Here is a 26533-nt window from a genome sequence, read left to right as displayed (position 1 = left end):
AGGGCTACTTTATTATACTTTTGATTCTATTCGCTTAAAAAGGGGTTTAACTGCTATGAAAAAACTTGTTGTGCTTGGCGCAGGCTACGGCGGTATGCGCGTTTTACATCGACTTCTTCCTAATCAATTACCATCTGATATTGAAATTGTATTGGTGGACAGAGCTCCATATCATAGTTTGAAAACTGAATTCTATGCGTTGGCTGCGGGAACGATTTCAGACCATCACGTCCGTGTCACTTTTCCAGAGCACGAAAGACTTTCTGTTAAATACGGGGAAGTTTCCAAGGTCGATGTGGAGGAGAAAATTGTACACTTTGAAGATGGGAGCACACTTTCCTTTGATGACCTCATCATCGGTCTAGGCTGTGAGGATAAGTACCATGATATTTCTGGTGCTGAAGAACACACGTACAGTATTCAGACTATCAATAAGTCCAGAAAGGCTTACCAAGCTTTAAACGACTTACCGGCTAATAAAGTGGTTGCGATTGTCGGTGGTGGATTGAGTGGGGTTGAGATTGCGAGTGAGCTGCGTGAGAGTCGCCCGGACTTAACCATTAAATTATTCGATCGCGGTAATATTATTCTTTCCAGCTTTCCTGAAAGACTTAGCAAATATGTACAAAACTGGTTTGAGACGCATGGAGTAGAAGTAGTGAATGGCTCAAACATTACTCGTGTAGAGGAAAACACCCTTTACAATCATGACGAGCCGGTGCATTGCGATGTTATTGTTTGGACTGCAGGAATTCAACCAAATAAAGTAGTTCGTGAGCTAGATGTTGAAAAAGATGGACAAGGTCGCGTAGTGCTGACAAAACAGCACAACATACCTGGCCATGAAAACGTCTATGTAGTTGGAGATTGTGCAAGCCTGCCTCACGCACCAAGTGCCCAATTAGCAGAAGGACAAGCAGAACAAATTGTCCAAGTATTATTGAAACGCTGGAATGGCGAAACTCCACCAGAAGAATTCCCTGCCATCAAGCTAAAAGGCGTATTAGGATCTCTTGGCAAGAAGCATGGATTCGGCTTGGTAAATGAAAGACCGCTAACTGGCCGAGTGGCTCGGTTATTGAAATCTGGTATTCTATGGATGTATAAGTATCATAATGGTTAAAAAATATCCCCAAAAGTCGCTTAGACTCTTGGGGTCATTTTTTTTTACGATGCTACGTATCCATATTTCTCCATTTCGGAATAAATGGTTTTCAACTTCGGATTGCCTTCTCCTACAATCTCCCCTTCGATGACCACAACGGGATAAAACATATCTTCCTCTACAACTTTAGCGGCAAAATCTCTTTTTTCACCGTCACAATCTTCCGTTTTATAAATATCTATATAAGAGATAGTGAATTCTTGATTTGGATATTTTCTTGCTACAGCTGCTTGTAACCATTCATAGGTTTCTTTAGATGATGGAAGGTTAACACAACTGGGACATAGCACCTCTGCACCAAATACACATATTTCTACCTTTTTCATCATATGCCGACATCCCCCAATATTCATAACTTTTATTCTTTATTTTAACGTAAAACGCTTACCTTTTCATGAATTAAATTCGATTTCCTAAAAAGACCCAGTGCAGAGCGATAGATTTTTTGAGAGGTTTTCTTTATAATAGAATTATGTAAGGAAAGGAGCGATAACTATGTCTAACCCGGAAATCAATTCGCAAGTTCAGGAAGTACTAGATAAATTACGTCCATTTCTTCTTCGTGACGGAGGGGACTGTGAATTAGTAGATGTGGAAGATGGCATCGTAAAGTTGCGTCTATTAGGTGCATGCGGTTCTTGCCCAAGTTCCACTATCACGTTGAAAGCTGGTATTGAGCGTGCATTACTAGAAGAAGTACCAGGCATTATTGAAGTAGAGCAAGTATTCTAATTTTTTTTTTTAAAAAAACCGGCAAGCAGACATGTAACGTCAGCTTGCCGGTTTTTTATATTGCTCTTACTTTTTATAACGAAGAAAAGAGCACGACAGTACGTAATATAAGGGATTGAGGTGAGTATACGAAAACTGCTTTTATATGGATGATACTTTACATAAGTGATTGGAATGCACCTCGCTGCCTGCTTTACTTACTTGTAAAAGCTCCACTCTATGCTGGGAGAACTCCGAAGACAGCGTGCTAACAACTTTTCTCCCTTTTCCTTTTTCACAAAAGCAGATGACCGTCGGGCCGGCACCACTAATTGTCACACCAAATGCACCCGCCTCCCCTGCTCTCTCCTTTAGCTGTTGGAAATCAGGAAACAACTTTTGACGATATGGCTCGTGGAAAATATCACTTTCCATCATTTTGCCGACAAGATCCCATTTTTTGAGCATAAATGCCCCAAGCATGACATTCGCATGGCTGCTACCGGTCACTGCTTCACTAAATGAAAGCCTGTCGGGCAATAACCCTCTTGAATCCTTTGTTTTGGCCTCAAATTCCGGAATAACCGCAACCAGTTCCAACTCCTCCACTGGAAGTTTGACATATTCCCATTTTTCGTTTTGATAGGTAGAGACGACAAGCCCTCCATAGAGAGAGGGTGCTACATTATCCGCATGACCTTCAAATTTTGCTGCAAGTTGCAGTTTTTCATCAGGACTAAGATTTTTCTCACATAGTACATTCATGATTTCAATGGCTCCTACAATGGCTGCTGCACTGCTGCCAAGTCCTCTTGCTAGCGGAATATCACTCATGGTCAAAACATGCGCAGGAGGAGCTTCAATGTTCCAAAGCTTCTGTAATTCTTGACAGACGGTGTAGAGGATATTTTCTTCCTTTTTGATAGAAAGAGGCGGAACACTTGTAAACTTCCATTCTTCTGAATGGTTGACAAAAAGGGTAACGTATTTGTTTACAGCCATTCCAATCGAGTCAAATCCTGGTCCAAGATTGGCAGAGCTTCCTGGTACTTTGATAACAAAACCATCTCTATATCCGTTCATACTGTTACACCTTCGAACGATTTGATGAGTTGGGAATAGTCATTCGGAATCTTTTGTACGTTTACATTGGCATAACTCGTAGCTGTTACCGGATCTTTCAAACCATTTCCAGTCAATACCGCAACGACCTGCTTACCTTTTGCCAGTTCTCCGGATTTTAGCTGTTTGATAACTCCTGCAACGGACGCGCTAGATGCTGGTTCTGCAAACACTCCTTCTGTTTGAGCAAGTAGTTTATATGCATACAGCATTTCTTCATCTGTAACAAAGTCTATTTTTCCTTTTGACTCCTCTGCTGCCCGAACCGCATACTCCCAACTGGCAGGATTTCCGATTCGAATGGCTGTTGCGATTGTTTCCGGGTTAGAAATGACCCGGTTTTGGACAATTGCCGCTGCTCCCTCCGCTTCAAAACCACGCATTTCAGGTAATCCCGTTCCTTTGTCTTGATGATATTCTTGAAAACCTCGCCAATATGCGGTGATGTTCCCTGCATTTCCCACAGGCAGGGCGAGGACATCTGGTGCTTTTCCAAGCTGATCGCATACTTCAAATGCCGCCGTTTTTTGTCCTTCGATTCTATATGGATTAAGGGAGTTTACGAGCGTGATAGGAAGCTCCTCTGATAATTGCCGTACCATTTGCAAAGCTTCATCAAAATTTCCGTCCAAGGAATAAATCTCTGCTCCATACATGACTGCCTGTGCAAGCTTTCCCTGCGCAATTTTTCCGTCTGGAATTACGACAATGCATTTCAAACCCGCTCTTGCCGCATAGGCTGCTGCAGAGGCTGAAGTGTTACCCGTAGACGCACAGACAACTGTTGTACTGCCTTCTTCTTTTGCCTTTGCAACGGCTAAGGCCATTCCTCTGTCCTTGAAGGAACCGGTTGGATTGGCCCCTTCCACTTTTACATGTAACTCCACTCCAAGTTGTTCAGAAAGATTTTCGAGAAACAGCAGTGGTGTGTGACCTTCCTGAAGAGAGACGTTTGGCGTTTGCTCACTAACTGGTAGAAATCTGCTATATTCCTTAACTAGTCCTCTCCACATCATACTGCTACTTCCCCTTCCACCCGATAACTGCTTTTTATTTCTTTCACATACTTCATATCTGCCAGCTCTTGAAGAAGGTTGTCATAGCGCTCTAGAGATGCGTGATGCGTCACTACCACAACTTCTGCCAATGCCTCTTCTTTTAGTGGAAGCTGCAGGATTTTTTCAAAGCTGACCCCCTTTTGCGAAAATAAATGAGTAATGTGTGAGAGTACGCCTACTTCATCTTGTACATGTACTCGAAGGAAATGTTTTGCTTGAATTTCTTCTTTTTCTTTAAGTGTTTTTTTGAACTGAGGGGATACCATGCTTTTGCCATTCACTCCAAGGCGCATGTTTTTCATCACTCCGACAAGGTCGGACACCACAGCTGTTGCAGTAGGCAAACTGCCTGCACCTGGCCCGTAAAACATCGTTTCTCCTACCGCTTCCCCGTACACATATACCGCATTATATTCGTTCTGCACACTCGCCAACGGATGTGTATGCGGGAGAAGAGTCGGCTGAACGCTGACCTCGACCTTTTCTTTTTCACGATGCGCGATGCCAATCAGTTTCATAGTGTATCCAAGTTTTTTGCTATAGTTTAGATCCTCTTCAGAGACGGAACTGATTCCCCTTACTTGAACATCTTTTAGTTCGATATTCATGGAAAATCCTAACGTGGAAAGGATGGCCATTTTCCTGGCTGCATCGATTCCTTCCACATCGGCTGTTGGATCAGCTTCAGCAAATCCAAGTTCCTGTGCTTCTTTGAGAACTTCTTGATAGGAAGAACCTTCATTGTTCATTTTTGTAAGGATGAAATTTGTTGTACCGTTCACAATCCCCATCATTTTTGTGATTCTATCTGACGCAAGCCCATCTACTAACCCTCTAAGAATAGGAATCCCACCTGCCACACTTGCCTCATAAAATAGGTCACAATTGTTCTCGGCAGCTGCTGCTAACAGCTCTGATCCATACACGGCCATTAAATCTTTATTTGCAGTAACAACATGTTTCTTGTTATGCAGCGCCCTTAATATATGATGACGAGTCTCTTCGACTCCTCCCATTACTTCTATTACCACATCAATTTCAGGGTCATCCAGCACCTCTTCTGCATGCAAAGTCAACAAATCCGGATTCAAATCCACCAACCGCTCCTTATGCAAATCCTTCACCAGCGCCTTCTTCACCCGCACCGGACACCCCACCTGATGCATCAACTTATCCTGATGTCCCTCCACAATCTTCACCACACCACAACCAACCGTCCCCAACCCCAACAAACCAACAGAAATCACCTTCACTGCACTCCACTCCCTTTTAAGGGGTCTGACCCTCAGTGCGTTAAAGGGGTAAAGAGGGGTCTGACCCTCACTCCTCTAAAGCACTAAAGAAAACCCCCTTCTTCTATTTTGTATTTTCTTTATGTCTTTTCTGAGTGTACATTTGTTTTTGTATAATGGACATTATAGAGGGGTTTTGTGTACTTGACAAGGGGATATTTTTGCGATTTTAACTTGTAAGCGCTTAACTTATTGGGGGAGTAATAAGAAAAAAATAAGGGACCGGATCTCTTCTCCACACATCGTTGCGTAGAAATGAATCCGGTCCTCATCAGACCTTTGTCTTCACTTGATTTCCTTGTAATACCGCGACAATATTATCCCTGCATAGCTTTATCATTGTTGTCCTGGTTTCGACACTTGCGCTTCCGATATGAGGAATTGCCACAACTTGTGGAAAACGAAGCAACGGATGGTCCGCTCCTATAGGTTCCTCATAGAACACGTCCAATCCAGCACCGGCAATATCATGGTCGTTTAACGCAGCAATAAGCGCTTTCTCATCCACCACTTGTCCCCTGCCTACATTAATAAAGAAGGCCGAATTCTTCATACGCTTGAATGCTTCTTGATTAAACAGATGCCTCGTATCATCTGTTAACGGTGTTAAGCAGACAACATAATCTGATTCCTCTAACAACTGTTCAAAGCTGCGGTATGACACCCCTAGCTCCCGTTCAGCTTCCATATGACGATTTCTATTATGGTAGAGAACCTCCATTCCAAAGCCACCAGCTCTCCTAGCAACAGCTTGTCCTATCTTCCCCATGCCGACAATCCCGATCGTTTTATGATGCACATCGGAACCTGCAAGCAGAAAGGGACTCCAGCTTTGCCAGTGCCCCTCTTTTACAAAGCCTTGAGCTTCCGTAATTCTTCTTGCTGTTGCTAGCATCAACGCAAAAGTAAGGTCTGCAGTCGTTTCTGTCAGAACATCCGGTGTATTACAAACAGTTACTCCTCTATGTGCTGCTGCCTGTATGTCGATATTATCATATCCAACTGCAAGGTTAGCCACAACCTTAAGATTTGGGGCTTGCACTAACAGTTCTTCATCTACTTTATCTGAAAGCATCGTCAATAGAGCCGTTGCTTTTTGAGCTTCTTTTATCAATATCTCCCTTGGAACAGGCTCGCTCTCACTGTCCCACATCTTTACATCTGCAATCTCCTTAAGAGGTGTGAATACTTCTTCTTTGAGTTTTCTTGTTATAAACACATATGGCCTTATCATCTGTTTCTCTCCCTACATCTTGTTGTCTGGAATAGTTACTCAAGCTATCTGTTATTTTATCACTCATAGCTTTTCCAAAACATACTAATATAGGGCAAGCGTTTTATTTTTTCACCCAATCTAATACTGGAATCCCATAGTTTTTAGCAGGCACGCCTGCAAGATCATAGAAGTTTCCTAGAAGCTGTTCATAGTGAGTGGAAGAATACAGAATTGCTTTCATCCGGTCCTCATGCCATTTTTTATCCGAAACAGGTCCGCTCGTATAATAGTCCTCTACACATTCAAAGTAGTGAATGGGGAATGTCAATCTTGCATACAGTAATCGCCATGAAAAGCTTGAAAGCGGTGATACCCGTTCATAGTCTTGTAAAAAAGTTTGGATTTTCTCATGGTTCATGTCCTTTCCTTTGCGACATTCGACCCTTATCCATTCTGAAATGTCTCTGCTTGCGTGATCAAAAATCCAATCTGTCGGAAGCTTCATCCATTGCGCCTGCTGCCAAGTGAGATCTGTGAAGCGATGGTGGCAGAGCGTACCTGCATCATTGATCATCGGACTATCATCGAGCTCTGTGTCCACTAAATATTGAATGGCATTTTCGGTCAATCCTAAATAGTAAGGAAAGGACTCCACAAATTGGGTATCAAAAACATCAACTGGATTGCTTCTTACCTTTTCTCTGAAAAAGCTCTCCATCTGGTCAACCCTTTTCACCCATAAGCTTTTCCATTGACCAATTCGATTGATAGCTGTCACTTTTGCAGGATAACTTCTAGCATGCGTGTGAAAGGCAGCCAGTTCTTTTCCAACGACTAATTTCCTTGAACTGTAATCATACGGCATCCGAAAAAGGGCAATCTGACGGCCATCTATCTCCGTTGTATAGCTATCATTCTTATTTTTCACAAAAGAACTAACATATATATCTTTATGCGTGCGTATCATATAGTCACTTATCTTTTGAAGCTCATCAATTTCTTCTGCTTCCAAGTGAGCAACAGGTACCATGATATAAAGTACACGATTAGACCAAAAAGCATCAAACTGTCGTACCCTTTGCTTTCTTTCCACCCTTAACTCATATTGATCATAAATAATCTGCTTCAACTCTGTTCCCTCCTTCTCCCTAGTACCAACTATATGAAGAAAACAAAGGAAACTTGTTACAAATTATAACCATCTTCCTAAACTTAATGACCAAAACACCACCAACCACACAGATAAATCACACCAAAAGCTATTAATTCCACCAAATTAGGGCATAAAGGGAAGATAAAGAAACAAAAAAGGATAAAAGGGGTCTGACCCCCACTATTCTAAAGCGTTAAAGAGATAAAGAATTAAAGAGGGGTCTGACCCTCACCGCTCTAAAGTACTAAAGAGGGACCTAAATCCCCCTCGACTATATTATAAAAGATGGGTGAGTTGTATGAAGAATTTTGAGAGTATGGATGATGTGGAGAAAAAGGCTCGGACCTTATTAGAGGAGCGCGGGGTGACAATGGATGATATTGCAGAGTTGGTGTATTTCTTGCAGTCGAAGTATCATCCTTCCCTAGAGCGTTCCGAGTGCCTGGAGAATGTGGACCGAGTTCTTTCTAAGCGAGAAGTTCAGAATACCGTTCTTACTGCAATTGAATTAGACATATTGGCTGAGCAAGGAAAGATTCAAGAGCCTCTCTTAAGAATATTGCGTGATGATGAAGGTTTGTATGGAGTCGATGAGGTTTTGGCATTATCCATTGTAAACGTATACGGCTCCATCGGCTTTACGAACTACGGTTATATTGATAAATTGAAACCAGGCATACTAGAACATCTAAATGACAAAAGCTCTGGAAAAGTTCACACCTTCCTCGATGATATCGTCGGCGCTATCGCTGCTGCAGCATCAAGCCGTTTGGCTCATCGAGCAGCGAATACAGAATGAACAAATAGACAATAAAAAACCAGGAAGCGCTCGCTGCCTGGTTTTTTACGTCCTCGCATGATAAAGAGATTTCTTATATTCTTTCAATCCATTCTTCCAATGAATCCACCGTATAAGTCGGTAGCTCCTCATACGTTTCTAAATGTGCCTTTGTCGTTACACCTGTGTGCACAAGCAACGTATCCATCCCTGCATTCATTCCAGCCTTAATATCTGTATGATAATTATCTCCTACCATCAACGTATCTTCACGAGGTACCCCCAATACTTTCAAGGCCTGCTCCATGATTACTTTTTCTGGTTTTCCGATAAAGGTTGGTTGTGTTTCCGTTGAAACCGTCAATACCGAAGTCAATGATCCGTTTCCAGGAAGTAGCCCTCTTTCCGTCGGTATGGCAATATCGCCGTTAGTGGAAATAAATCGCGCACCATTACGAATATTAATTGCACCAAGTGCCAATTTTTCATAACTGATGGATCGGTCGATTCCGCTTACTACCACATCTGCACCTTCATCAACCAATTCGAACCCCTTCTCGAGCAACGCCGTTCTAATCCCTTCCTCGCCGATTACATATATTTTCGCCTCAGGCTTATAATCATAAATATAATTGGCGGTGGCATTGCTTGTGGTAAAAACTTGTTCATCTAACGTCGGTATGCCAAAGTCTCTTAATTTCTGGGCAACCTGTTGTGGTGTTCTAGAGGAATTATTCGTTACAAAAAGATAGGGAATCTTCTTTTCAAATAAGGCTTTCACAAAATGGCCAGCCTCTTCAATCTTTTCTTTTCCACGATACATCGTGCCATCAAGGTCAATTAAATATCCTTGGTACTTTTTCATCTATCTTCACACTCCACTTTAGTCATTTCATTAGTTTAGGTTTCTTTCAACCTGTTCATGTTAGCACAATTTACTAGCCCGTTAAAAGCAAGAAAGAACGCTCCTATAAAAGAAAGCGTTCTCAAATCAGCATTACTTCTTAAAAGCCGAAACAGGTCCTAATTCATTTTCCAAATAGATGCGGACTGCTCTACAGAAACCAACTATTGTCTCCTGTACATCCGTTAAACACGTCTTCACCTCTTCGTGAGAAATCAAAAGATATTCTTGTACTAGTGTTTTTCGGAGTCGAACAAGTCTCTTTAACTGCTGGGCCATGTCACTTGTCACTACTTTTTCATCTTCCAGGATGTCAATGATGTCTTCATAGCTGCCAGGGTCCCGCATGATAAAACCGTCAATCATCGCATTACCCACATCCAGTATGCCTTCAATGATTGCTACGGCAATACGCTCAAGCGCTTTCTTTTCAATAGAAGAATTCCAAAAGTCGTGCTGTTGATATAAGGCGATATTTTCTTCAATATAAAGTAACGTATGCTCCATTTTTTCTCGATCCACAAAGTACATTCTAATTACTCCTTTGTATGTCATCTTGGCTGTAGTTATGTTAAGGGTTGCAGCAGTTTGGGTCTTGCGTAAAAATAACCTTGCGCCATGTCCACTTTATGCTTGGAGAGAATCTGGACCTCTTCAGGACGCTCGATTCCTTCTGCTACCACTAGTGATCCTGTCTCATTTGCTATCAACAAAAGTCCCTGCAGCATTTTCTCTTTTACCATGTTTTTATCAATATCTTGAATAACAGAACGATCAATTTTTATGATATCTGGCATGATTTTATTGATGGTATGAAAGCTCGCATAACCGGCTCCAGTATCATCAACAGCAATCTGAAAGCCCAAATTTCTAAGCGCGTCAATGTTACGCTCAAAATTTTTCAAGCCATCAATAGAATCTTGTTCCGTCACTTCAATCGCAATATTCTGCGGTATAATCTCTGGATACTTTTTTAAAAGTGCCAGCATTTTCTCTATTAACTCTATCTCATTTAATGTAGTAGGAGTAAAGTTGATAAAAATTGCTTCTTTCATTTTGCACTGATAAATTAGTTGAAATGCCTTTTCTAAAATAAGTAATTCGAGCATAAATAACCGGTTAGTCTGTTTGGCAATGGAAAATAACTGTAATGGATTTTCCATCAATGAACCTTTAGGGCCGCGAGTCAGCAATTCCCATGCCTTGATGCCGCCTTTAGACACATCCATGATTGGTTGGGCCAAAAGCGTGATATCTTTAAATGCAATAATCTGGTTAATTTGAAATTTTAATTGCTGGTACTGCAATTTATCCTGTTTCTCTGCCATGGCCATTGCCTGTACATGAGCTTTAAGCACACATTCAGACAACGAATACTCCCCTGACTCCAAGAAAATATAACCAGATTGCACACACAAATGCTGGTTATCCAACTGTTTATACTTTCGGCCTTCTATGACATTCTTTACTTTAGATAGCCTATCTTCAAGTTCTGTTGTACTGTGAAACCTTCCATCTACTTTCAATAACAAAGAAATCCCACTACTATAGTGTTCATGTAAACACACAATTTCTTCATCTGCAAATGTTAGCCCAATGACTTTTCTAAGTTGCGCCTTGATAACTTCTCGACACGATAAATATTTACGCCTGCCTATTTTTGAAATGATGTTCTCCAAGTCAGGAAAATAAAAGGAAATCACCGCTACCTGAAACCCTTTTTTTAAAGTATGCTTCACTCGTTGTTCAATTGGATTTCTCAAAGTTATGATTGGCGGATAATAACGTAGATATTTGGACGGAAGCATTATTTTTACTAGATGTGAGCCATTCTTTTTATAATATCTTTTTATGCGATTCCAGCTTCGCCCCATGAAGTGGCTCCCTTCTCTCTAGAAAAAAATCAGCAAGTTATTTTTCTTATATTTTATCACATAGAATAAGAAAATTGTCCCATTTCTTGCAGACCGTAGATATAATTGAAAATATCCGATAACAAGAAAGACGTTGTATTTGTTATACTAGAAAAAGATGCAAGAAGGAGGTTTCAATATGGGAGAAAAATTCTTTTTATATGACGATACAGTCGATACCAAAACAAGATTTGTGAGCTTTATGGGGGAAAATAATCGCTTTGACTTGGCAATAGTCAAATCCGATCGTTATTATGGAAAAAGTCTTGTCCTCGATATCCAAGGCAACCGTTTTGCCATCATTGGCAGTGATGACCTGGATGAGCCTGGCTATCTTGAGCATGCATACCAGCTATCAGAAGAAGATGCAGCAGAATTACGTTCTTTTTTATATGAGGTAATCTAAACACTTTTATCTATCATAATCCCCTATTGTCTTGGTAAAACTAACCTTACTCTAAGACAAAGGGGGTTTTTTTCATGTTCATTGATGAAAAGGATAAAGAAGAAGAGCATTATACTGATTTCTCTAATGTGGAAACACAGCGGAACTTTATAGTCCCAGAAATTACACCGGAAGGACCTTATGGCGCACCACGCGGTAAGGATACACCAGTGGAAAATAAAAGCACACCTTGGCGTGAAGGACAGCGTTATTATAGTGCGTTTAATTATGAAAATAAAAATCTTCACCAGGATATTCCCAGACAACACCCTGGTGCCCATCCCACCCATGATGATAAGAAAAGGAATGAAGAGCCACCATATGGGAATGAAAATGACTAAAAAAAAGACCCCAGAAAACTTCCGAGGCCATTGAAAAAATCTTGATTTTTGTAATTTTTATTAACACCGTTGTTGATTTCCGCAAACGGCTTCGCTTTCCTAGGGGCGCAGCTGGAGCCTCCTCGGCTTCGCCTGTGGGGTCTCCACCTACCGCTATCTCCCTCAGGTGTCTTCGCCTTTTGTTCCAATCAACAGCTAGGAATCAATAAAAACTTTACGTTTTAAGTTATTCAGTGGCCTCGCTACGCCTGCGGGGTCTCCACCTAACGCTATCTCCCTCAGAAGTCTTCGCCTTTTGCTCCAATCAACAGCTAGGAATCAATAAAAACTTTACGTTTTCAGTCTTTCAGTGACTTCAAAACTTTCATGGGGTCTTTTGGACAAAATTATTTTGCTTCCGTTGCAGGTTTCTTTACTTTCTTCAATACAAAGTAGGCACAGCCAAAATTACAATATTCTAAAATGTAATCTGGAAGGGTGCTGATCTTTGTGTCATGGGTGGATTTATGATTTTGGTCTTCAAAAAATCCGCGCAACCGCAATTGGTTATAACCCCAGTCTCCGACAATATAGTCGTATTTGTTTAGTACATCAATATATCTTGCGCGAAAGGTTTCTTCGTTGAAACCGTTTCGATTTTCTTCCAACAGTTCGTAGCAATGGTTTCCAATACAAATCATTTGCCGTTCCTCCATTTCTGCTCTTATTTACATTATAGACCATTCTCCACTAATTTCTAAGTCAAAATTTTTTTCAACGGGCAATCCTATACATAAGGAGGTGTTTCCATTGAGGAAAACAATAAAAATTCTTGCAGCATGCAGTTTAGTTACTGCCATCACTTCGGCCTGTTCTTTTGACCCAACGCCAGAGGAACGCCAAGCCAGAAGCACCATATACGGGCGTGATGGGCAGCCAATGAATACAAATACAGGACACCGTTACGAAATGTATGATGTAAGAGACAGCAATAACCACGATCAAACTCGTTTCGGTTACGTTCGCGACCAAGCTGAACCAGTGAGAAACTCTCAGCGCTACAATGAAAATATCGCTGCCGTTGATTATGGAGAAATTGCCAATATCATCAACAAAATGGTTGTTCAGTTACCCGCAATAGAAGATTCTGCAACACTTGTTACAGATGAAGAAGTACTTATTGCGTATGAAACAAACAGTGAAGACCGCGAGCTAACAGCAGATCAAGTAAGTAAAACTGGATTATCCATCGTTCCACGTTATTACCATGTTTACATTTCTGATAATCCAGAAATGATTCATGATATTGAACGCTTTCGTTCCCTTGGTGTGACAAGTCCTAGGGTGGATGAAATTTTGGAATCCACGATTAATGAGATGCTTAAATCTCCACAAGGTAAACAGTTGAACACTGGCGAAAATGGAAACGGTGAAGCAGATGGAGAGATGAATGAAGGATCAGACAAAAGTGAATTCCGAAAACAAATGAAAAACGATTAACAAAAAAGGTACAGTTCCTTAGAAGTAAAGTAGGAGCTGTACCTTTTTTGTATAATAAACCCAAGTTGATTGAAGTGGAAGGCGCGCAGACTCCTCGGCTACGCCTGCGGGGTCTCCACCTACACTAGCTCCCTCAGGAGTCTTCGCCTTTTGCTCCAATCACCAGCTAGGATTCATAAAAAACTTTACGTTATCAGTTTTTCAGTGGCCTCCAACGAAGTGAGGAGGCTCCCGGACCGCCCTTGGAAAGCGAAGCGCCTGGAACGGAAATCAACTGTCAGTGCTAAGCTTGTGCTTGTCTTGCTTTTGACGCTTCGTTTACTTGCTCATCAGCGTGATAGGAAGAACGTACAAGTGGACCTGCTTCACAATGACTGAAACCTTTTGTCATTGCGATTTCCTTCAACTCCGCAAACTCATCAGGATGGTAATACTTCTGCACCTTAATGTGTTTTTTTGAAGGTTGCAGGTATTGACCAATTGCCATAATGTCTACATTGTTGGCACGAAGATCATCCATTGTTTCAATAATCTCTTCTTTTGTTTCTCCAAGTCCAATCATAATGCTTGATTTAGTTGGAATATCAGGTTGTAATTCTTTTGCACGACGTAATAGTTCAAGAGAACGGTCATATGTAGCTCTCGCACGAACTCGAGGTGTTAAAGAACGAACTGTTTCAATGTTATGGTTAAGAATATCCGGTCTTGCTGCCATTAACATTTCAATGTTCTCATAAACTCCGCCCATATCAGAAGGTAAAACTTCAATCGTCGTAAAAGGGTTTTCACGGCGAACCGCTCTAATCGTTTCTGCAAAAATGGCTGCTCCGCCATCTTTTAGATCATCACGGGCAACGGCTGTAATAACAGCGTGCTTTAAGTTCATTAATCTTACTGATTCTGCTACGCGTTCCGGCTCTTGTGTATCAAGCTCTGTTGGTAATCCTGTCTTGACTGCACAGAAACGACACGCTCGCGTACAGATGGCACCAAGGATCATGAATGTAGCTGTACGTCTAACTGCCCAGCATTCATGAATGTTCGGACACTTTGCCTCTTCACATACTGTGTTAAGGTTGTGCTCTCTCATCAGTTTCTTAAGTCCTGTATAGTTTTCATTCGTATTCAATTTGATTTTCAGCCAATCAGGTTTACGTATATACTCCTCTTTTTTAGCCATATGATCAACTCCAACTTGTCTTATTTTCAAGATGACTTCACCAATAATTTATCTGTATATTTTCACTATTCTAACTTATCTTATAGGGAAAATGACATATTCACACCTGTCACTTTATCAAACATCTGGTAAAGAAACAAGTCCAAAACCTTCCACGAACATACTCCAGACAATCTTCCATGAATTAGTATTTATGAAATGAGGAAAACTTACCAAACTAACAGTAGGAAATGAAAGAAAAGGAAGGAGTGAGGATTTGATACGGCTATTTTTTTGTGTGATTATCCTAATGAGTTTGATTCCAACAGATGCTTTTGCTAAAGAAACAAACTTAAAAGACGAACAAATATATGCTAAAAGGCAAGATCTATATACCCGAATGCAATCTGTCACCCAGATACCCTGGTACTATTTTGCAGCTGTTGATCAATATGAAAGAAATGTCCGCAGAGTAAGAAGAGATATTCCGAAGGCAAAAGGTGTTACCGGTATTTATTACAAACCTGAAGTGTGGGCTGGTCCGTTAAATCCTAATTCACAGGACAGCAATCCAATGAGCATTCAATTTTTTGGCGGAATGGGGATGGATGGAAACGGGGATGGAGTAGCTGATTCTACAAATGATGAAGATGTATTGTTTACATTTGCTAATTACCTCCGATCATACGGTACAGATAAGGAAAATATAAAAATTGCCTTGTGGGAGTATTATCAGCGCGATAAAACGGTCGGGCTTATCATGAACCATATGAAACTTTATAGTACGTATAAAACCCTTAAGCTTGATACCCATGCTTTTCCTCTTCCAATCCGGTCCAATTTCAGCTACAAAAATACGTGGGGAGATGCACGCGGCTGGGGTGGCAGAAGAATGCATGAGGGGACAGATATATTTGCAAGTTACGGTGTCCCAGTTCGTTCCACTTGTTATGGTGTCATTGAGATTAAAGGATGGAACAAGTTCGGCGGCTGGCGCCTTGGAATTCGTGACATAAATAATACTTATCATTATTTTGCGCATTTAAATGGCTTTGCTAAAGATCTAGAAGTAGGACAGGTGGTAGAACCAGGTCAAATTATCGGATCCGTAGGTAGCTCTGGTTATGGACCTCCTGGAACGGCAGGGAAATTCCCTCCACATCTTCACTATGGCATGTACAAAGACAACGGCTATTCTGAATGGTCCTTTGACCCGTTCCCACACCTAAAATCTTGGGAACGTGGGGATAGAAGAAAGCGTTAAGGATTTGATATAAAAACTTTATTAGTTTGGTTAAACGCGGCTGTTCCTTTCCGCAAATGGCTTCGCTTTTCGCGGGGCGACCTTGAGCCTCCTCACAACGCTTCAGGGGTCTCAACAATGTCGCTACTTTCCCCGCAGGAGTCTTCGCCATTTGCTCCAATACAAAGCTAGAAATTCCGTTTAAAGAGACGATAATTCAAATTCAGTTAACTCGTTTAGATACTCTTCTTTAACCTTTTGGTATGTGAAATTACCTTGTTGATAAGGAGTGGAAGGCGCGTAGACGCCCGCGTGAGGAAGGGACAGGTGAGACCCCGGAAGGCGAAGCCTGAGGAGGCTCACGCACCGCTCGCAGGCAAGCGAAGCGCCTGAAACGGAGTTCAACCAGACTACTTGCTTTCTTAAGCATAAAAGAAGCTGCTGACCGAATTGACATTCGATCAACAGCTTTTTTATATTTAAGCTTCCTTACCCTTTTTCATTGCCCATAGTATACTTCCAGCAAGGCCACCCCAAATGATGACAATTCCGACAACCATCATGAAAATCGCACTTGTTTCCATTATTTATTGACCTCCTTTGACGAGGAAGCTGGAAGCTCCAACGCGTCTTTTTTCCAATTAATTAGTGAGAAGGCAATACCTACGAGCAATGCAAGTACCGCGACAACTACACCATATTGAATCGTGAAGATACGTGGATAATCTCCGTATACTTCCGCAATATTTGTACGAATAAGATCAATCATCATATAACCAAGGACAATTGGTGTGATAACTGCTAAGGACCAAGTCCACCATTGTCCAAGGAACCCAGTTAATTTAATATCTGAGATTTCGTTCGCATGGTTACGCAATGTCTTAAGCTGTCTTGCAAAATAGACAACGATAATTACTTGGACAAGACCTGCAAGTGCCACACCGAATTGATTGATGAAGTAATCTGCAACATCAAGGAAATTCAATCCGCCTTTTGTCGCAAATAGGATGGAGATAACGGCAGACAGTCCACCACCGAATGCAACTGCTTTCGTACGGGACACTTTAAATTTGTCTTGCACCCCTGCAACAAAAGTTTCGACAATTGAAATCAGGGATGATAATCCAGCCAAAACTAAAGATCCAAAGAACAAGAACCCGAACAACTCTTTAAATGCAGGGAACTCATTAATGATTTGTGGAAACACAACGAATGCCAATCCAACACCGCCTGCTACCACATCCTCTACTCCAACACCTTGCTGTACTGCCATGAATCCCAGAATACTGAATACACCAATACCTGCTAATAATTCAAAGCCCGAGTTACTAAAAGCTGTAATGAATGCATTATTTGTAATATCCGCTTTTTTCGGAAGATAACTGGAATACGTGACCATGATGGCAAATGCAATGGATAAACTGAAGAAAATTTGTCCATATGCAGCTACCCAAACTTTACCGTCTGCAATTGTGCTCCAGTCCGGTTTGAAGAACGCGTTTAGTCCTGTTGTTGCTCCTTCTAAAGTCAAAGCGCGAACAACGATAACCAAGAATAAAATGACAAGTGCAGGGATGAAAATTTTATTTGCTACCTCTACACCTTTCTTAACGCCTTTGAAGAGAATTCCAAGTGTTACAACCCAAACAATTACTAATGGAAGTAATACGGAAGGAACAAGTCCCCCAATCTCACCTGGCGCTGCAACCTGAAGGTACTCTCCAATAAGGAATCCGCCTGTATCGTCTCCCCACTTCAAATTTAGCGAGAAAACCGAGTAGGACATGGCCCAAGCGATGATGACGGCATAATAAGTAGAAATTACAAATGCAATACCAACTTGCCACCAGCCGAGCCATTCATACTTTTTGTTCATTCTTGCATAAGAAAGTGGTGCAGAGCCCCGGTACTTATGACCCATAGTGAATTCAAGGATCAATAACGGAATACCTGCTGTCAGAAGAGCGAATAAATAAGGTACAAAGAATGCTCCTCCTCCATTTTCATACGCAGTTGCTGGAAAACGCCAAATGTTTCCTAAACCGATGGCCGATCCAACCGCTGCTAAAATAAATCCTGCTCTTGTCCCCCATTGCGGTCGATTTTCCATTCTTTTTCTCCCCCTACTTAGACTCTTAATTTACCAAAAAATAGATAAAAGAGTCTAAATGTTTTATTTTTTCTGATTATTTAATATAATTTATACATAGTATAACTAGACTTTATGACTATGTCAAAACAAACTTTTATGCTATATTAGTCGACACTATGTGACAATTCTCTACAGTGTATTTTTATTCTATTAACAGTCCATTAAAAACCACACATGCTGATACACGTGAGTTTCAATGTGAATATTTATTCATTTATTTTATCAAAAGAAAAAACACCTCCCTTTTTATCTCTTAATTAAAAATAGATAAAAAGACGGTGTTTTTTACTTTATTTGAAAAGTATTCTTTTGTTTATTCTGCTGTTTTTACCGCTTTAAAACTAAAACCAATGATTACAAATGCCACTAACACTACGAGCAGACCAAGTAATGTGCTACCTGTCAATCCGAGCACAATAAATCCTGCAATCGCGACACCTGCACTAATTAACGCATATGGCAGCTGTGTTAAAACATGGTCAATATGGTTACATCCTGCACCAGTGGAAGAAAGGATCGTAGTATCGGAAATTGGTGAACAATGATCACCGAATACCGCTCCAGCCAATACTGCTGCAAGAACAGGTAAAAGAATGGTTACATCTGTAGCTGCTGCTATCTGCCCTGCAATAGGAAGTAATAACGTGAAAGTTCCCCATGAAGTACCTGTTGCAAGAGCTGTAAAACCGGCAATGACAAAAATGATAGCCGGCAAAAAGGCAATATTAATATTTGAATTTTCTACTTGTTCCGCAATATATGTTCCGGTTCCCAAGCCATCAATCAATCCTGCAATAGTCCATGCAAATAATAGAATATAAATGGCAGGAAGCATGGATTTTGTTCCTTCTACTAAACCGCGGCCCACAACGTTGTTTGATACTCCACCTCTGGAAATTTGACTGAAAAGTAAAATGAAAGAAACTACTAAAGCGAACAATCCACCATAGAATAATGCTGCAGAGGGGTCTGTATTTTCAAAAATACCTAAAACCGTAATATCTCCATCAATTGCAGAAGCTCCTGTCCAGATCATCGCTCCAATAACACCAACAAAAAGTGCTACAATCGGCCATACAAGATTACCAATCGTTCCTTTTGTGCTAGTAGGAAGCTCGTCTGATAATTCTCCAGGTACTTCTTTTTCTGGATCGTATAATTCACCAGTCTCCATTGCACGTTGCTCATGCTTTCTCATTGGACCAATATTGAAGTTAAAATAACTTACCAAGAATACCATGATCAATGCAGAAAAAACGTATAAGTTCATCGGTATGATTTGCATAAAAGCACTGATTGCTGTTAAGTCACTAATGTTTTGTCTTACGATTACATCTGTTCCAATAATACCAATAATAACGGCACCCCAACTTGAAACAGGGGAAATGACACAAATCGGTGCAGATGTGGAATCAATCAAGTACGCTAATTTGGCACGTGACACTTTGTAGCGATCCGTTACCGGCCTACTGATCTGACCTACTGCCAATGCGTTAAAATAATCATCAATAAAGATTACGATTCCTAAGATAGCGGTTAGGAATTTCGATCCTCTTCGTGTCTTAATTTTTGTCTGTGCCCAGTCAGCAAAAGCCCTGCTGCCACCAGTAATCGAAATAAATGCCGTGATAATTCCTAGTATTATTAAGAACACAAGAATGTAAATATTCCACAAGTTCCATTCTTTATCGTCTACAGAATAAAACAGCCCTAAAACCACATCCCAGATTAAAACAACCATCGTCACCGGATTAAAATCCGCCAACATTAAGGCTGCCGCCAGAATACCTACTCCTAGTGAAAGCAACACTCTTCTGGTCAAAATAACCATCAAGATTGCTAGCACCGGAGGAATCAAAGAATAAATTGTTCCTTCCACAAAAAAAACCCCCAATAAGCTGTAATATGTTTGACAGAATTCAAACGGTTTACAACAATGGAAGGCGCTGAAAGAAAACAAAAATAAAAAGTAATGATAGAAAATAACTATCATTACCTATGTAATGTGTTATCCTCCATCCGATCAGTAGCCCTCCATTATAGAAACCGTCCGTACCGGTCATAATGGCAGTGTTATCCTTATTCAAGATAACCCCAGCAATAAGAGTTCGACCGCTCTTATTGCTTCGGCACAGCATCCTTTCTTTCTACCATCTTAGGTGTCAACCTCCAGTAGTTTTACTCTTATGCTATGCAGCCTCTACCTCATCGTATGATAAGGGAAGTATATTATTTTATGAGTTCACTATACCATACATCCTCATATAGGACAAAGGAAATATATCTCTTTTTTCTCCTAGACTTTCCTATTAGCTGACGGCCGCTATCTTTTGGAGGGAATCGCAATCCACAATCGCTAAACTCAAATGGTCTTTTAAGTTAATATCGTAAGATGTTTCCAATTCTTCTCCCTCTTCTTCTACTACCCGTATGACAGGTCGTTCTGTTAAATCTTTATTTTGGCCAACAACAAGCCCTTTTCTCCCATCATTCAAGGTAACCATTAAGCCATATGGATAGATGGCCACCGATTTTCGGAAGGCTTCAATAATCTCAGGTTCATACAAAGTGCCAGACCCTGCATATAAAATTTCGAGCCCTTCATGTGGAAGCATCGCGCTCCGGTAAATGCGGTGGGAGGTCACTGCATCAAAAACATCCGCTACAGCAAGAATTTTACCAAACAGATGGATATCGTCCGATTTAATCCCACGAGGATAGCCACTGCCGTTTAGGCGCTCATGATGCTGAAAAGCACAGTGTGCAACCATTAAAGGAATGGTCTGCATGTTGCGAAGAATATCGTAACCATAGGTTGCATGTCGTTTCATTTCAGCAAACTCATCACTTGTCAGCTTTCCTGGCTTAAAGAGAATTTCATTGGGAATCAACATTTTTCCAATATCATGAAGAATACCGCCAAGACCTAGTGTCTCTAAATCTTTTTGAGAGAGTCCTAATTTTAATCCTATAGATAGGGAATAAAGAGTCACATTTAACGAATGGGTAAACACATAATTGTCGTGTACATACACATCTGTTAAAAGCGCGGACACTTCTTCATTTGATTTCATATCAGAAAGAAGGTTTTGAATAAGTGATTTGATGCTTTTGGAAGACTTGTCCATGACAAACCACTTACTTAACTCTTTTTCATGTTCCACAGATTTAAAGGTATCCGTAATTGTCTTTATTGCTTCCTTACGCGTTTTATCCGAAATTATTGTCGGTACATCCATCCCGCTTGTACGGGCATCTTCTATATATACATACGTAACATTCAATTGCTGCAGCCGTGTGATCATTCGTGAAGTAACAGAGATTCCTTCACTCAACAGTACTCTTCCAGAATTATTGTAGATTGACCTGGCCAACACCATTCCCGGTTTCATTGATTTTGTAGGTAATAGTCTCATAACTTCTCCTATCTTCACATTTCGACAAAATCTATATATTTCCTATTATAGTAAAAATTCCGGGATAAAGCTTGATAAAATAAAAAAAAGTTTTGAAAAGTTTACTACAACCAAAATAGTTAGGAAAACAAAATTGTTGATTGAAGTGGGAGGCTCTTGACTCCTGAGGGAGATAGTGCTAGGTGGAAACCACGCAGGCGAAGCCGAAGGAGACTCTCGTCAGCCCCTAGGAAAGCAAAGCCATTTTCGGAATTCCACAGCGACATAATAAAATACCACCGTATAAGACGATGGTATATATATTTGTGGCAGAAGGTTTAAACTAACATCTCCTAGCCTCTATAACATTTTTAACAAAGCATCTTTCCCAGACATCCCTACAGTAATACCAACATTCTCTGCCTCATACGTAATGGATTCCAAAGGGGCCTCTATTAATTGCTCGATGGTACGCACTCCAACTGCCCGCCCTGCAATGATTTTACGGTCCTTTAGCTTCGCATTCAATAAGCCAACATCAAGCGCACCGCACATGATATAACCTTTATCGCTAGTCACCGCCAAGAAATTGGTTTTTGGCAATCGTACCGTAATTGCTGTAAACGTATGGCCTTCGATTGTAATTGGTGTCATTTCAATCATAGATAATTGTCACGCTCCCTTCCCATATCAATTTATGGTATGTGCATAGAAAGGGTGTGAAAAATAGGTCAATTATTAGAAAATGAATGTGCTAACACATCTCGAAGTAGTTCTGGAAGAAAAAACTTCTTTTCTTTTGCACGGATGATGCTTGGATACATCCTGCCAAAAGTGAACATATCAATGGTACCAACGGTTACATATTCTTTTGCTGCCAATCGTTTATCTCCTATATAAATATCTGTCACCTGAACGCTACCGTCTTTTATGGACTCTGTGTCGAACCTGACTTCGCTGAACGCCATGCGCCCCATTACCTCACCACGAAACCCAAGACCTTTCACCCTCAAGTTCTCCATATCAGGGTGAAGAGCTTGCTGGACAACTTCCCTTAACTCCTCGCCTGTCAGTGTTACCCTGCAAGGATTAATAGGATGAGGACATATACGGTGAAGCATACCAAAAGTTACATCACCTTTATCTAATCCATCAAGCAAAACACCGGCATTGACCATTCCTATATCTGCCTGACACCATTCCCTTAACTTCTTTGCAAGTAAATCTGGAAATATGGAAGGCGCGAACCATTCCACCGGAAGTGATTCTTCAATACGTCCAACTTTTTTATTCAAATGATTCTCCGCTACTTGTTCCATTTCTTTTATTCGCTCTGTTAATTGCTGATCTGGTCTGTAGCGTTCCAATTTATGAAGCTTCGCGGTAGAATGAGTGAGTGATTTTACCTCTTGATCATAATCAAGATCTACCTGGCCGATGTATTGCCCATACTTCCCAGCTCCACATATTAATGTATTTCCAATTCGTCTCCCTTCAGGCAAAACATGGTGGGTATGTCCGCCAAGGATGACATCTACATCAGGAAACCTCCTTGCCATCTCCTCATCATCAGAAATTCCCAAGTGGGAAAGCACCACAATTACGTCCGCCTCTTCTTTTAAAGCAGGCAGGTATTTTTCCAGCATAATATAAGGGTCTTCTATTTTCCAGCCAAGCAGCGAATAGAAATGCTGATAGAAAACAGTCACTCCGATAAAGGCAACTTTGACATCTCCCATATTTTTTACGTCATAAGGCTTTACCCAACTAGGATAATCTCCATTTTCTTCGAATAGATTGGCAGCCAAAACGGGAAATTCCGCTTCCTCATAAAGTTGTGATAACCCCTGATAGTCCAATGTTATTCCTTCATTATTTCCGAAAGTGACATAATCATATCGCAGCATGTTTAGTAGGCTAGTATTTGCCTTTCCACCAGTAGCTTCTGTGATAGGGTGAAAACGGTCCATATTATCACCAATGTCGACAAGAACGGATGGCTGTCTAGACGATTGTTCATTTAAAAAAGTCGCAAGCTTTGGATACGCATCAAAATGACTATGGATATCATTTGTATGTAAAATTCTAATTTGCGGCACACCATTTCTCTCCTCTAAAATAAATCTAGTTGCCTTGGGGCCAGCCCTGTATACTCGACACCCAAAAGGTCAATCATCTGTTTTGCATTTCCAGCGGCATGACCTCCAGAATTATTGTTAAATAATAAATAGATGGTACGAGATGAAGGAGCTATCCTCTCAAGATTTTCCTTCCATTCCATTAGTTCGTTAAGATTATAATCATACAGATAACGGACCTCTCTCCAGTCCTTCCCTTTTGCCGGTTTTGTCCAACCATGAACATTCCTCCCATGGAGACGAATAAGGGTATTCTCAGAATCGGTGGGATGCAGGACGGTAGGAATAGACCCTTTTCCCGCTTGCGGTTCATCACAGATACTATGAATCCACCCCTCCTCTTCCATAAATTTCAGTGTTCTGTCATGATAGGCAGGATGAAACCATGTCTGATTGCGGAACTCAAGCGCTACCTTTGTGTCTCCCATCTGCTCTTTACACCATCTCAAATAATCAACATTCTCCTTCTTGCATTCAAACCATGGTGGAAATTGAAAAAGAACCATGGCCATCTTTCCGGCTTTTTCATAGGGTTCAATAGATTGCTTAAAGGCTTGAAACATTAGTTCTTTCGTGTCAAAAGGAATCTCTCCTCGCTGATGACCTGTCATTCCTTGGTAGGCTTTTACAATGAACTTAAAGGTCTCAGGTGTATCTGCCACCCACTTTTCTACGTTCTGCTTTGGCTGAACAGCATAAAAGGATGCATCCACTTCCACAACAGGAAAATGAGCACCATATTCTTGTAGTTTGTCTCTTGGCGCGGTGCCTGCAACATATAGTGAATCATGATCTCCCCAGCCTGTCACACCTACATAAATCATCCGTTTCACCTCATTTTTTTCATTTTATCATATTCTGAGGAAAATTCTCCTGTTTATAGTGCAGAATATGGGAGTAATTGGTATGATAATTGTATCCTTTATCTTTTACGGAGGTTCTATGAAAAATAAAATCGTTATGTTCGACTTACTTTTCTACTTAGCTTTACCTTATTTGATTTGGAAATTTGGACAAGAACCATTAGGAGACTATTATGCGATATTGCTTTCCACTGCGCCGGGGTTTGTGTATACCATTGTCCGTTTTGCAGTGGAGAGACAGTTCAATGTGACAGGGATGTTTATAATGGTTTCTTTGTTTGTAAGCACACTTGTTGATATCCTTTCAGGGGATGCCTTTACCATGCTGCAGAACTCGGTTTATGTGTCTGCTGGTTTTGGAATATTCATCTTTGCAACCATGCTTGTAAAAAAACCATTAGCTCTTTATCTTGGGGTAGATATCGCTTATCTTCAAGGCCATAAGCGTGAAGACAGCTTACGGCTTTATCGTCAAAAATCAATTCTGCCCGCTTTTTATATCCTTACCGGAATATTTGCCTTGCGGGGATTCGTTGCTGCCGGTTTGAAATACTATCTGATTGGTGTTTACGGAGTTCAAGGGTATGACAGGATTTTGTTCTTCATGAAGGTAAACGGCTGGGTGTTTGGGATATTGATTGCTGGTGGGTTTATTTATTCCAGCTTGAAGGTTAATGAGTATTTGGAAAAGCAGAAAGAAGATAAGATATCAGATTCTGATGATACGGAATTAGTTAGGTGATTGTGAGTTCGATCGTTGAGGCATTCCCATTTAGGGGGATGCTTTTTTGTGTGGTTGGGGTGGCAGAGAGTGATGAAGACAATGTCATGCTGATTTCCTTGTCTAAAGTGTCTTCATTGATGAGATGAAGGAATTCTCGTGGTTATTTCTATGCCGAAAGTGTCTTCATTGATGAGATGAAGACATTCTCGTGGTTATTTCTATGCCGAAAGTGTCTTCATTGATGAGATGAAGACACTTTCATGCAAATATTTGGATCAAAAGTGTCTTCATCATGAACCAGGTATTGAATACTAACAATCTTATAAAATATAATCGATAAAATTTTATTGTTTATCAATAAATAATATGGTAAGTTCAATATACAATATAAAAATGAGAGGTGTCAGAGATGATACGCGAAGAAACACTGGAACTTAGTTCAAGGATGAAAAAGAAGCAATGGGCCAGCGTAGGCGCATTCAAACAACTCGTTCGCTTTGGCTGGCAACAAGCATTATCCTGTGTGTTTCCTGTCGTTATTTTTGCTTCCCTCGCCTTAACACAAGTGATTCCTCTACCATTCCTGCCACGGTATGATTGGCTTCTAATCATCTGTCTCATCATGCAATGGTGGATGCTACGGTCTGGACTTGAAACCCGCGATGAGTTAAAAGTCATCACGTTATTTCACCTGATCGGGCTGGCACTTGAGATCTTCAAGGTGCATATGGGATCTTGGTCCTATCCAGAGGAAGGCTATTCCAAGATTTTTGGAGTGCCATTATACAGCGGGTTTATGTATGCCAGCGTGGCAAGTTATCTTTGTCAGGCCTGGAGAAGGTTGAATGTTGAACTCATTGACTGGCCGCCTTTTTGGGCCGTTGTATCGCTCGCAGTAGCCATTTATCTTAATTTTTTCACCCATCATTATTGGATCGATATTCGTTGGTGGTTATCAGCATTGGTCATTATCCTGTTTTGCAAGTCTTGGGTACGTTATGAAGTTGGAGGTATTCGTTACCGAATGCCCATTGCACTATCATTTGTCCTCATCGGGTTTTTCATATGGGTGGCAGAAAATATTGCAACATTTTTCGGCGCTTGGGAATATCCGAATCAGACAGACGCATGGAACCTCGTTCATTTAGGAAAGGTTAGTTCCTGGCTTTTGCTGGTAATTGTCAGCTTTCTGATTGTGGCAACATTGAAGCGGGTGAAAGGGAAAGAATCAAGAAGCTTAAATGATAAAATAGTATCACACAAATAAAAACCTTGGCATGCA

The 26533-nt window shown here is 40.9% G+C and carries 27 protein-coding genes and 1 riboswitch; of the genes, 9 read left to right on the top strand and 18 right to left on the bottom strand.

Features of this window, described 5'->3' with window-relative positions; genetic code table 11:
- The first annotated feature begins 55 nt into the window (after positions 1–55).
- Positions 56–1123, top strand: a complete 1068-nt coding sequence (locus AAV98_RS10370; protein WP_060665490.1) for an NAD(P)/FAD-dependent oxidoreductase — start codon at positions 56–58, stop codon at positions 1121–1123.
- Between the two features lie 44 nt (positions 1124–1167).
- Here the strand turns inward: AAV98_RS10370 and AAV98_RS10365 are convergent, their stop codons facing one another.
- Positions 1168–1494 carry a YuzD family protein gene (locus AAV98_RS10365; protein ID WP_060665489.1) on the bottom strand — a complete coding sequence of 109 codons (327 nt, stop codon included), beginning with the start codon at positions 1492–1494 and terminating at the stop codon, positions 1168–1170.
- 166 nt (positions 1495–1660) lie between these two features.
- Between AAV98_RS10365 and AAV98_RS10360 the strand changes: the two genes are divergently transcribed.
- The gene (locus AAV98_RS10360; protein WP_060665488.1) at positions 1661–1897 is read left to right on the top strand and encodes a NifU family protein; all 237 of its coding nucleotides are present in this window, start codon (positions 1661–1663) and stop codon (positions 1895–1897) included.
- Positions 1898–2038: 141 nt separating this feature from the next.
- Here AAV98_RS10360 and thrB read toward each other — a convergent pair whose 3' ends face one another.
- The 5 genes from thrB to yutH all read right to left on the bottom strand — a co-directional run bounded on the left by thrB (position 2039) and on the right by yutH (position 7693).
- On the bottom strand, positions 2039–2959 hold the full coding sequence (thrB, locus tag AAV98_RS10355; protein WP_060665487.1) for a homoserine kinase: 921 nt from the start codon (positions 2957–2959) through the stop codon (positions 2039–2041).
- Positions 2956–4011 (bottom strand): threonine synthase, encoded by a 1056-nt coding sequence (gene thrC, locus AAV98_RS10350; protein WP_060665616.1) that lies wholly within the window; start codon positions 4009–4011, stop codon positions 2956–2958. The genes thrB and thrC overlap by 4 nt, the downstream gene beginning before the upstream one ends.
- Complete coding sequence (locus AAV98_RS10345; protein WP_060665486.1) at positions 4011–5309, bottom strand: homoserine dehydrogenase; 1299 nt, start codon at positions 5307–5309, stop codon at positions 4011–4013. The genes thrC and AAV98_RS10345 overlap by 1 nt, the downstream gene beginning before the upstream one ends.
- A gap of 310 nt (positions 5310–5619) precedes the next feature.
- Positions 5620–6582, bottom strand: a complete 963-nt coding sequence (locus AAV98_RS10340) for a 2-hydroxyacid dehydrogenase (protein ID WP_060665485.1) — start codon at positions 6580–6582, stop codon at positions 5620–5622.
- Between the two features lie 103 nt (positions 6583–6685).
- Positions 6686–7693, bottom strand: coding sequence for a spore coat putative kinase YutH (yutH, locus tag AAV98_RS10335; protein ID WP_060665484.1), 1008 nt, complete (start codon positions 7691–7693; stop codon positions 6686–6688).
- Positions 7694–8033: 340 nt separating this feature from the next.
- Between yutH and AAV98_RS10330 the strand changes: the two genes are divergently transcribed.
- Positions 8034–8516 carry a phosphatidylglycerophosphatase A family protein gene (locus tag AAV98_RS10330; RefSeq protein ID WP_060665615.1) on the top strand — a complete coding sequence of 161 codons (483 nt, stop codon included), beginning with the start codon at positions 8034–8036 and terminating at the stop codon, positions 8514–8516.
- Between the two features lie 73 nt (positions 8517–8589).
- Here the strand turns inward: AAV98_RS10330 and AAV98_RS10325 are convergent, their stop codons facing one another.
- The 3 genes from AAV98_RS10325 to AAV98_RS10315 form a co-directional block, all read right to left on the bottom strand.
- The gene (locus AAV98_RS10325; RefSeq protein WP_060665483.1) at positions 8590–9360 is read right to left on the bottom strand and encodes a TIGR01457 family HAD-type hydrolase; all 771 of its coding nucleotides are present in this window, start codon (positions 9358–9360) and stop codon (positions 8590–8592) included.
- Positions 9361–9492: 132 nt separating this feature from the next.
- Positions 9493–9930, bottom strand: coding sequence for a DUF86 domain-containing protein (locus AAV98_RS10320; protein WP_060665482.1), 438 nt, complete (start codon positions 9928–9930; stop codon positions 9493–9495).
- A 35-nt stretch (positions 9931–9965) separates the two neighbouring features.
- The gene (locus AAV98_RS10315; RefSeq protein ID WP_060665481.1) at positions 9966–11273 is read right to left on the bottom strand and encodes an EAL domain-containing protein; all 1308 of its coding nucleotides are present in this window, start codon (positions 11271–11273) and stop codon (positions 9966–9968) included.
- A gap of 178 nt (positions 11274–11451) precedes the next feature.
- Between AAV98_RS10315 and AAV98_RS10310 the strand changes: the two genes are divergently transcribed.
- Both AAV98_RS10310 and AAV98_RS10305 read left to right on the top strand, forming a co-directional pair.
- Positions 11452–11718, top strand: a complete 267-nt coding sequence (locus AAV98_RS10310; protein WP_060665480.1) for a DUF3055 domain-containing protein — start codon at positions 11452–11454, stop codon at positions 11716–11718.
- Between the two features lie 74 nt (positions 11719–11792).
- Positions 11793–12098, top strand: coding sequence for a hypothetical protein (locus AAV98_RS10305; RefSeq protein WP_060665479.1), 306 nt, complete (start codon positions 11793–11795; stop codon positions 12096–12098).
- 386 nt (positions 12099–12484) lie between these two features.
- Here the strand turns inward: AAV98_RS10305 and AAV98_RS10300 are convergent, their stop codons facing one another.
- Positions 12485–12778, bottom strand: a complete 294-nt coding sequence (locus tag AAV98_RS10300; protein ID WP_060665478.1) for a YutD family protein — start codon at positions 12776–12778, stop codon at positions 12485–12487.
- Positions 12779–12887: 109 nt separating this feature from the next.
- Between AAV98_RS10300 and AAV98_RS10295 the strand changes: the two genes are divergently transcribed.
- Positions 12888–13577, top strand: a complete 690-nt coding sequence (locus AAV98_RS10295; RefSeq protein WP_060665477.1) for a YhcN/YlaJ family sporulation lipoprotein — start codon at positions 12888–12890, stop codon at positions 13575–13577.
- Between the two features lie 283 nt (positions 13578–13860).
- On the opposite strand, the gene lipA is transcribed toward AAV98_RS10295, so the two are convergent.
- A complete protein-coding gene (gene lipA, locus AAV98_RS10290; protein WP_060665476.1) occupies positions 13861–14757 on the bottom strand; it encodes a lipoyl synthase in 897 nt (298 codons plus the stop codon).
- Positions 14758–15016: 259 nt separating this feature from the next.
- On the opposite strand from lipA, the gene AAV98_RS10285 reads away from it, so the two are divergent.
- Positions 15017–16000, top strand: coding sequence for a M23 family metallopeptidase (locus AAV98_RS10285; protein ID WP_156317740.1), 984 nt, complete (start codon positions 15017–15019; stop codon positions 15998–16000).
- 458 nt (positions 16001–16458) lie between these two features.
- Here the strand turns inward: AAV98_RS10285 and AAV98_RS19975 are convergent, their stop codons facing one another.
- The 7 genes from AAV98_RS19975 to AAV98_RS10255 form a co-directional block, all read right to left on the bottom strand.
- The gene (locus tag AAV98_RS19975) at positions 16459–16563 is read right to left on the bottom strand and encodes a methionine/alanine import family NSS transporter small subunit (protein ID WP_082380859.1); all 105 of its coding nucleotides are present in this window, start codon (positions 16561–16563) and stop codon (positions 16459–16461) included.
- Positions 16563–18089: a sodium-dependent transporter gene (locus tag AAV98_RS10280; RefSeq protein WP_060665475.1), complete on the bottom strand. Its 1527-nt coding sequence runs from the start codon at positions 18087–18089 to the stop codon at positions 16563–16565. Before AAV98_RS10280 ends, AAV98_RS19975 begins: the two co-directional genes overlap by 1 nt.
- Positions 18090–18444: 355 nt before the next feature.
- Positions 18445–20010: a Na+/H+ antiporter NhaC family protein gene (locus AAV98_RS10275; RefSeq protein ID WP_060665474.1), complete on the bottom strand. Its 1566-nt coding sequence runs from the start codon at positions 20008–20010 to the stop codon at positions 18445–18447.
- A 140-nt stretch (positions 20011–20150) separates the two neighbouring features.
- Positions 20151–20342, bottom strand: a riboswitch (Lysine riboswitch).
- A 98-nt stretch (positions 20343–20440) separates the two neighbouring features.
- A complete protein-coding gene (locus AAV98_RS10270) occupies positions 20441–21547 on the bottom strand; it encodes an HD-GYP domain-containing protein (protein WP_060665473.1) in 1107 nt (368 codons plus the stop codon).
- Between the two features lie 339 nt (positions 21548–21886).
- Positions 21887–22189, bottom strand: a complete 303-nt coding sequence (locus AAV98_RS10265; RefSeq protein WP_060665472.1) for a YunC family protein — start codon at positions 22187–22189, stop codon at positions 21887–21889.
- Positions 22190–22257: 68 nt separating this feature from the next.
- Entirely contained in the window at positions 22258–23625 is a 1368-nt protein-coding gene (locus tag AAV98_RS10260; protein ID WP_060665471.1) for a bifunctional metallophosphatase/5'-nucleotidase, read from the bottom strand.
- Positions 23626–23639: 14 nt separating this feature from the next.
- Positions 23640–24488 (bottom strand): DUF72 domain-containing protein, encoded by an 849-nt coding sequence (locus AAV98_RS10255; protein ID WP_060665470.1) that lies wholly within the window; start codon positions 24486–24488, stop codon positions 23640–23642.
- Between the two features lie 82 nt (positions 24489–24570).
- On the opposite strand from AAV98_RS10255, the gene AAV98_RS10250 reads away from it, so the two are divergent.
- Entirely contained in the window at positions 24571–25269 is a 699-nt protein-coding gene (locus AAV98_RS10250; protein WP_231687732.1) for a VC0807 family protein, read from the top strand.
- A 427-nt stretch (positions 25270–25696) separates the two neighbouring features.
- Positions 25697–26518 (top strand): DUF817 domain-containing protein, encoded by an 822-nt coding sequence (locus AAV98_RS10245; protein WP_060665612.1) that lies wholly within the window; start codon positions 25697–25699, stop codon positions 26516–26518.
- The last annotated feature ends 15 nt before the right edge of the window (positions 26519–26533 follow it).

The organism is Bacillus sp. CHD6a, assembly GCF_001293645.1.
Taxonomy (GTDB): Bacteria; Bacillota; Bacilli; order Bacillales; family Bacillaceae_I; genus Sutcliffiella_A.
Note: the sequence above shows the minus strand (reverse complement) of the source record. Positions and strands in the feature narration are given on the sequence as shown.

Excerpts from the sequence above, each read along its gene's own strand:
- AAV98_RS10370 (WP_060665490.1), top strand. The coding sequence starts at position 56 with ATGAAAAAACTTGTTGTGCTTGGCGCAGGCTACGGCGGTATGCGCGTT.
- AAV98_RS10365 (WP_060665489.1), bottom strand. The coding sequence starts at position 1,494 with ATGATGAAAAAGGTAGAAATATGTGTATTTGGTGCAGAGGTGCTATGT.
- AAV98_RS10360 (WP_060665488.1), top strand. The coding sequence starts at position 1,661 with ATGTCTAACCCGGAAATCAATTCGCAAGTTCAGGAAGTACTAGATAAA.
- thrB (WP_060665487.1), bottom strand. The coding sequence starts at position 2,959 with ATGAACGGATATAGAGATGGTTTTGTTATCAAAGTACCAGGAAGCTCT.
- thrC (WP_060665616.1), bottom strand. The coding sequence starts at position 4,011 with ATGTGGAGAGGACTAGTTAAGGAATATAGCAGATTTCTACCAGTTAGT.
- AAV98_RS10340 (WP_060665485.1), bottom strand. The coding sequence starts at position 6,582 with ATGATAAGGCCATATGTGTTTATAACAAGAAAACTCAAAGAAGAAGTA.
- AAV98_RS10330 (WP_060665615.1), top strand. The coding sequence starts at position 8,034 with ATGGATGATGTGGAGAAAAAGGCTCGGACCTTATTAGAGGAGCGCGGG.
- AAV98_RS10325 (WP_060665483.1), bottom strand. The coding sequence starts at position 9,360 with ATGAAAAAGTACCAAGGATATTTAATTGACCTTGATGGCACGATGTAT.
- AAV98_RS10320 (WP_060665482.1), bottom strand. The coding sequence starts at position 9,930 with ATGTACTTTGTGGATCGAGAAAAAATGGAGCATACGTTACTTTATATT.
- AAV98_RS10315 (WP_060665481.1), bottom strand. The coding sequence starts at position 11,273 with ATGGGGCGAAGCTGGAATCGCATAAAAAGATATTATAAAAAGAATGGC.
- AAV98_RS10310 (WP_060665480.1), top strand. The coding sequence starts at position 11,452 with ATGGGAGAAAAATTCTTTTTATATGACGATACAGTCGATACCAAAACA.
- AAV98_RS10305 (WP_060665479.1), top strand. The coding sequence starts at position 11,793 with ATGTTCATTGATGAAAAGGATAAAGAAGAAGAGCATTATACTGATTTC.
- AAV98_RS10300 (WP_060665478.1), bottom strand. The coding sequence starts at position 12,778 with ATGATTTGTATTGGAAACCATTGCTACGAACTGTTGGAAGAAAATCGA.
- lipA (WP_060665476.1), bottom strand. The coding sequence starts at position 14,757 with ATGGCTAAAAAAGAGGAGTATATACGTAAACCTGATTGGCTGAAAATC.
- AAV98_RS19975 (WP_082380859.1), bottom strand. The coding sequence starts at position 16,563 with ATGGAAACAAGTGCGATTTTCATGATGGTTGTCGGAATTGTCATCATT.
- AAV98_RS10280 (WP_060665475.1), bottom strand. The coding sequence starts at position 18,089 with ATGGAAAATCGACCGCAATGGGGGACAAGAGCAGGATTTATTTTAGCA.
- AAV98_RS10270 (WP_060665473.1), bottom strand. The coding sequence starts at position 21,547 with ATGAGACTATTACCTACAAAATCAATGAAACCGGGAATGGTGTTGGCC.
- AAV98_RS10265 (WP_060665472.1), bottom strand. The coding sequence starts at position 22,189 with ATGATTGAAATGACACCAATTACAATCGAAGGCCATACGTTTACAGCA.
- AAV98_RS10255 (WP_060665470.1), bottom strand. The coding sequence starts at position 24,488 with ATGATTTATGTAGGTGTGACAGGCTGGGGAGATCATGATTCACTATAT.
- AAV98_RS10250 (WP_231687732.1), top strand. The coding sequence starts at position 24,571 with ATGATAATTGTATCCTTTATCTTTTACGGAGGTTCTATGAAAAATAAA.
- AAV98_RS10245 (WP_060665612.1), top strand. The coding sequence starts at position 25,697 with ATGAAAAAGAAGCAATGGGCCAGCGTAGGCGCATTCAAACAACTCGTT.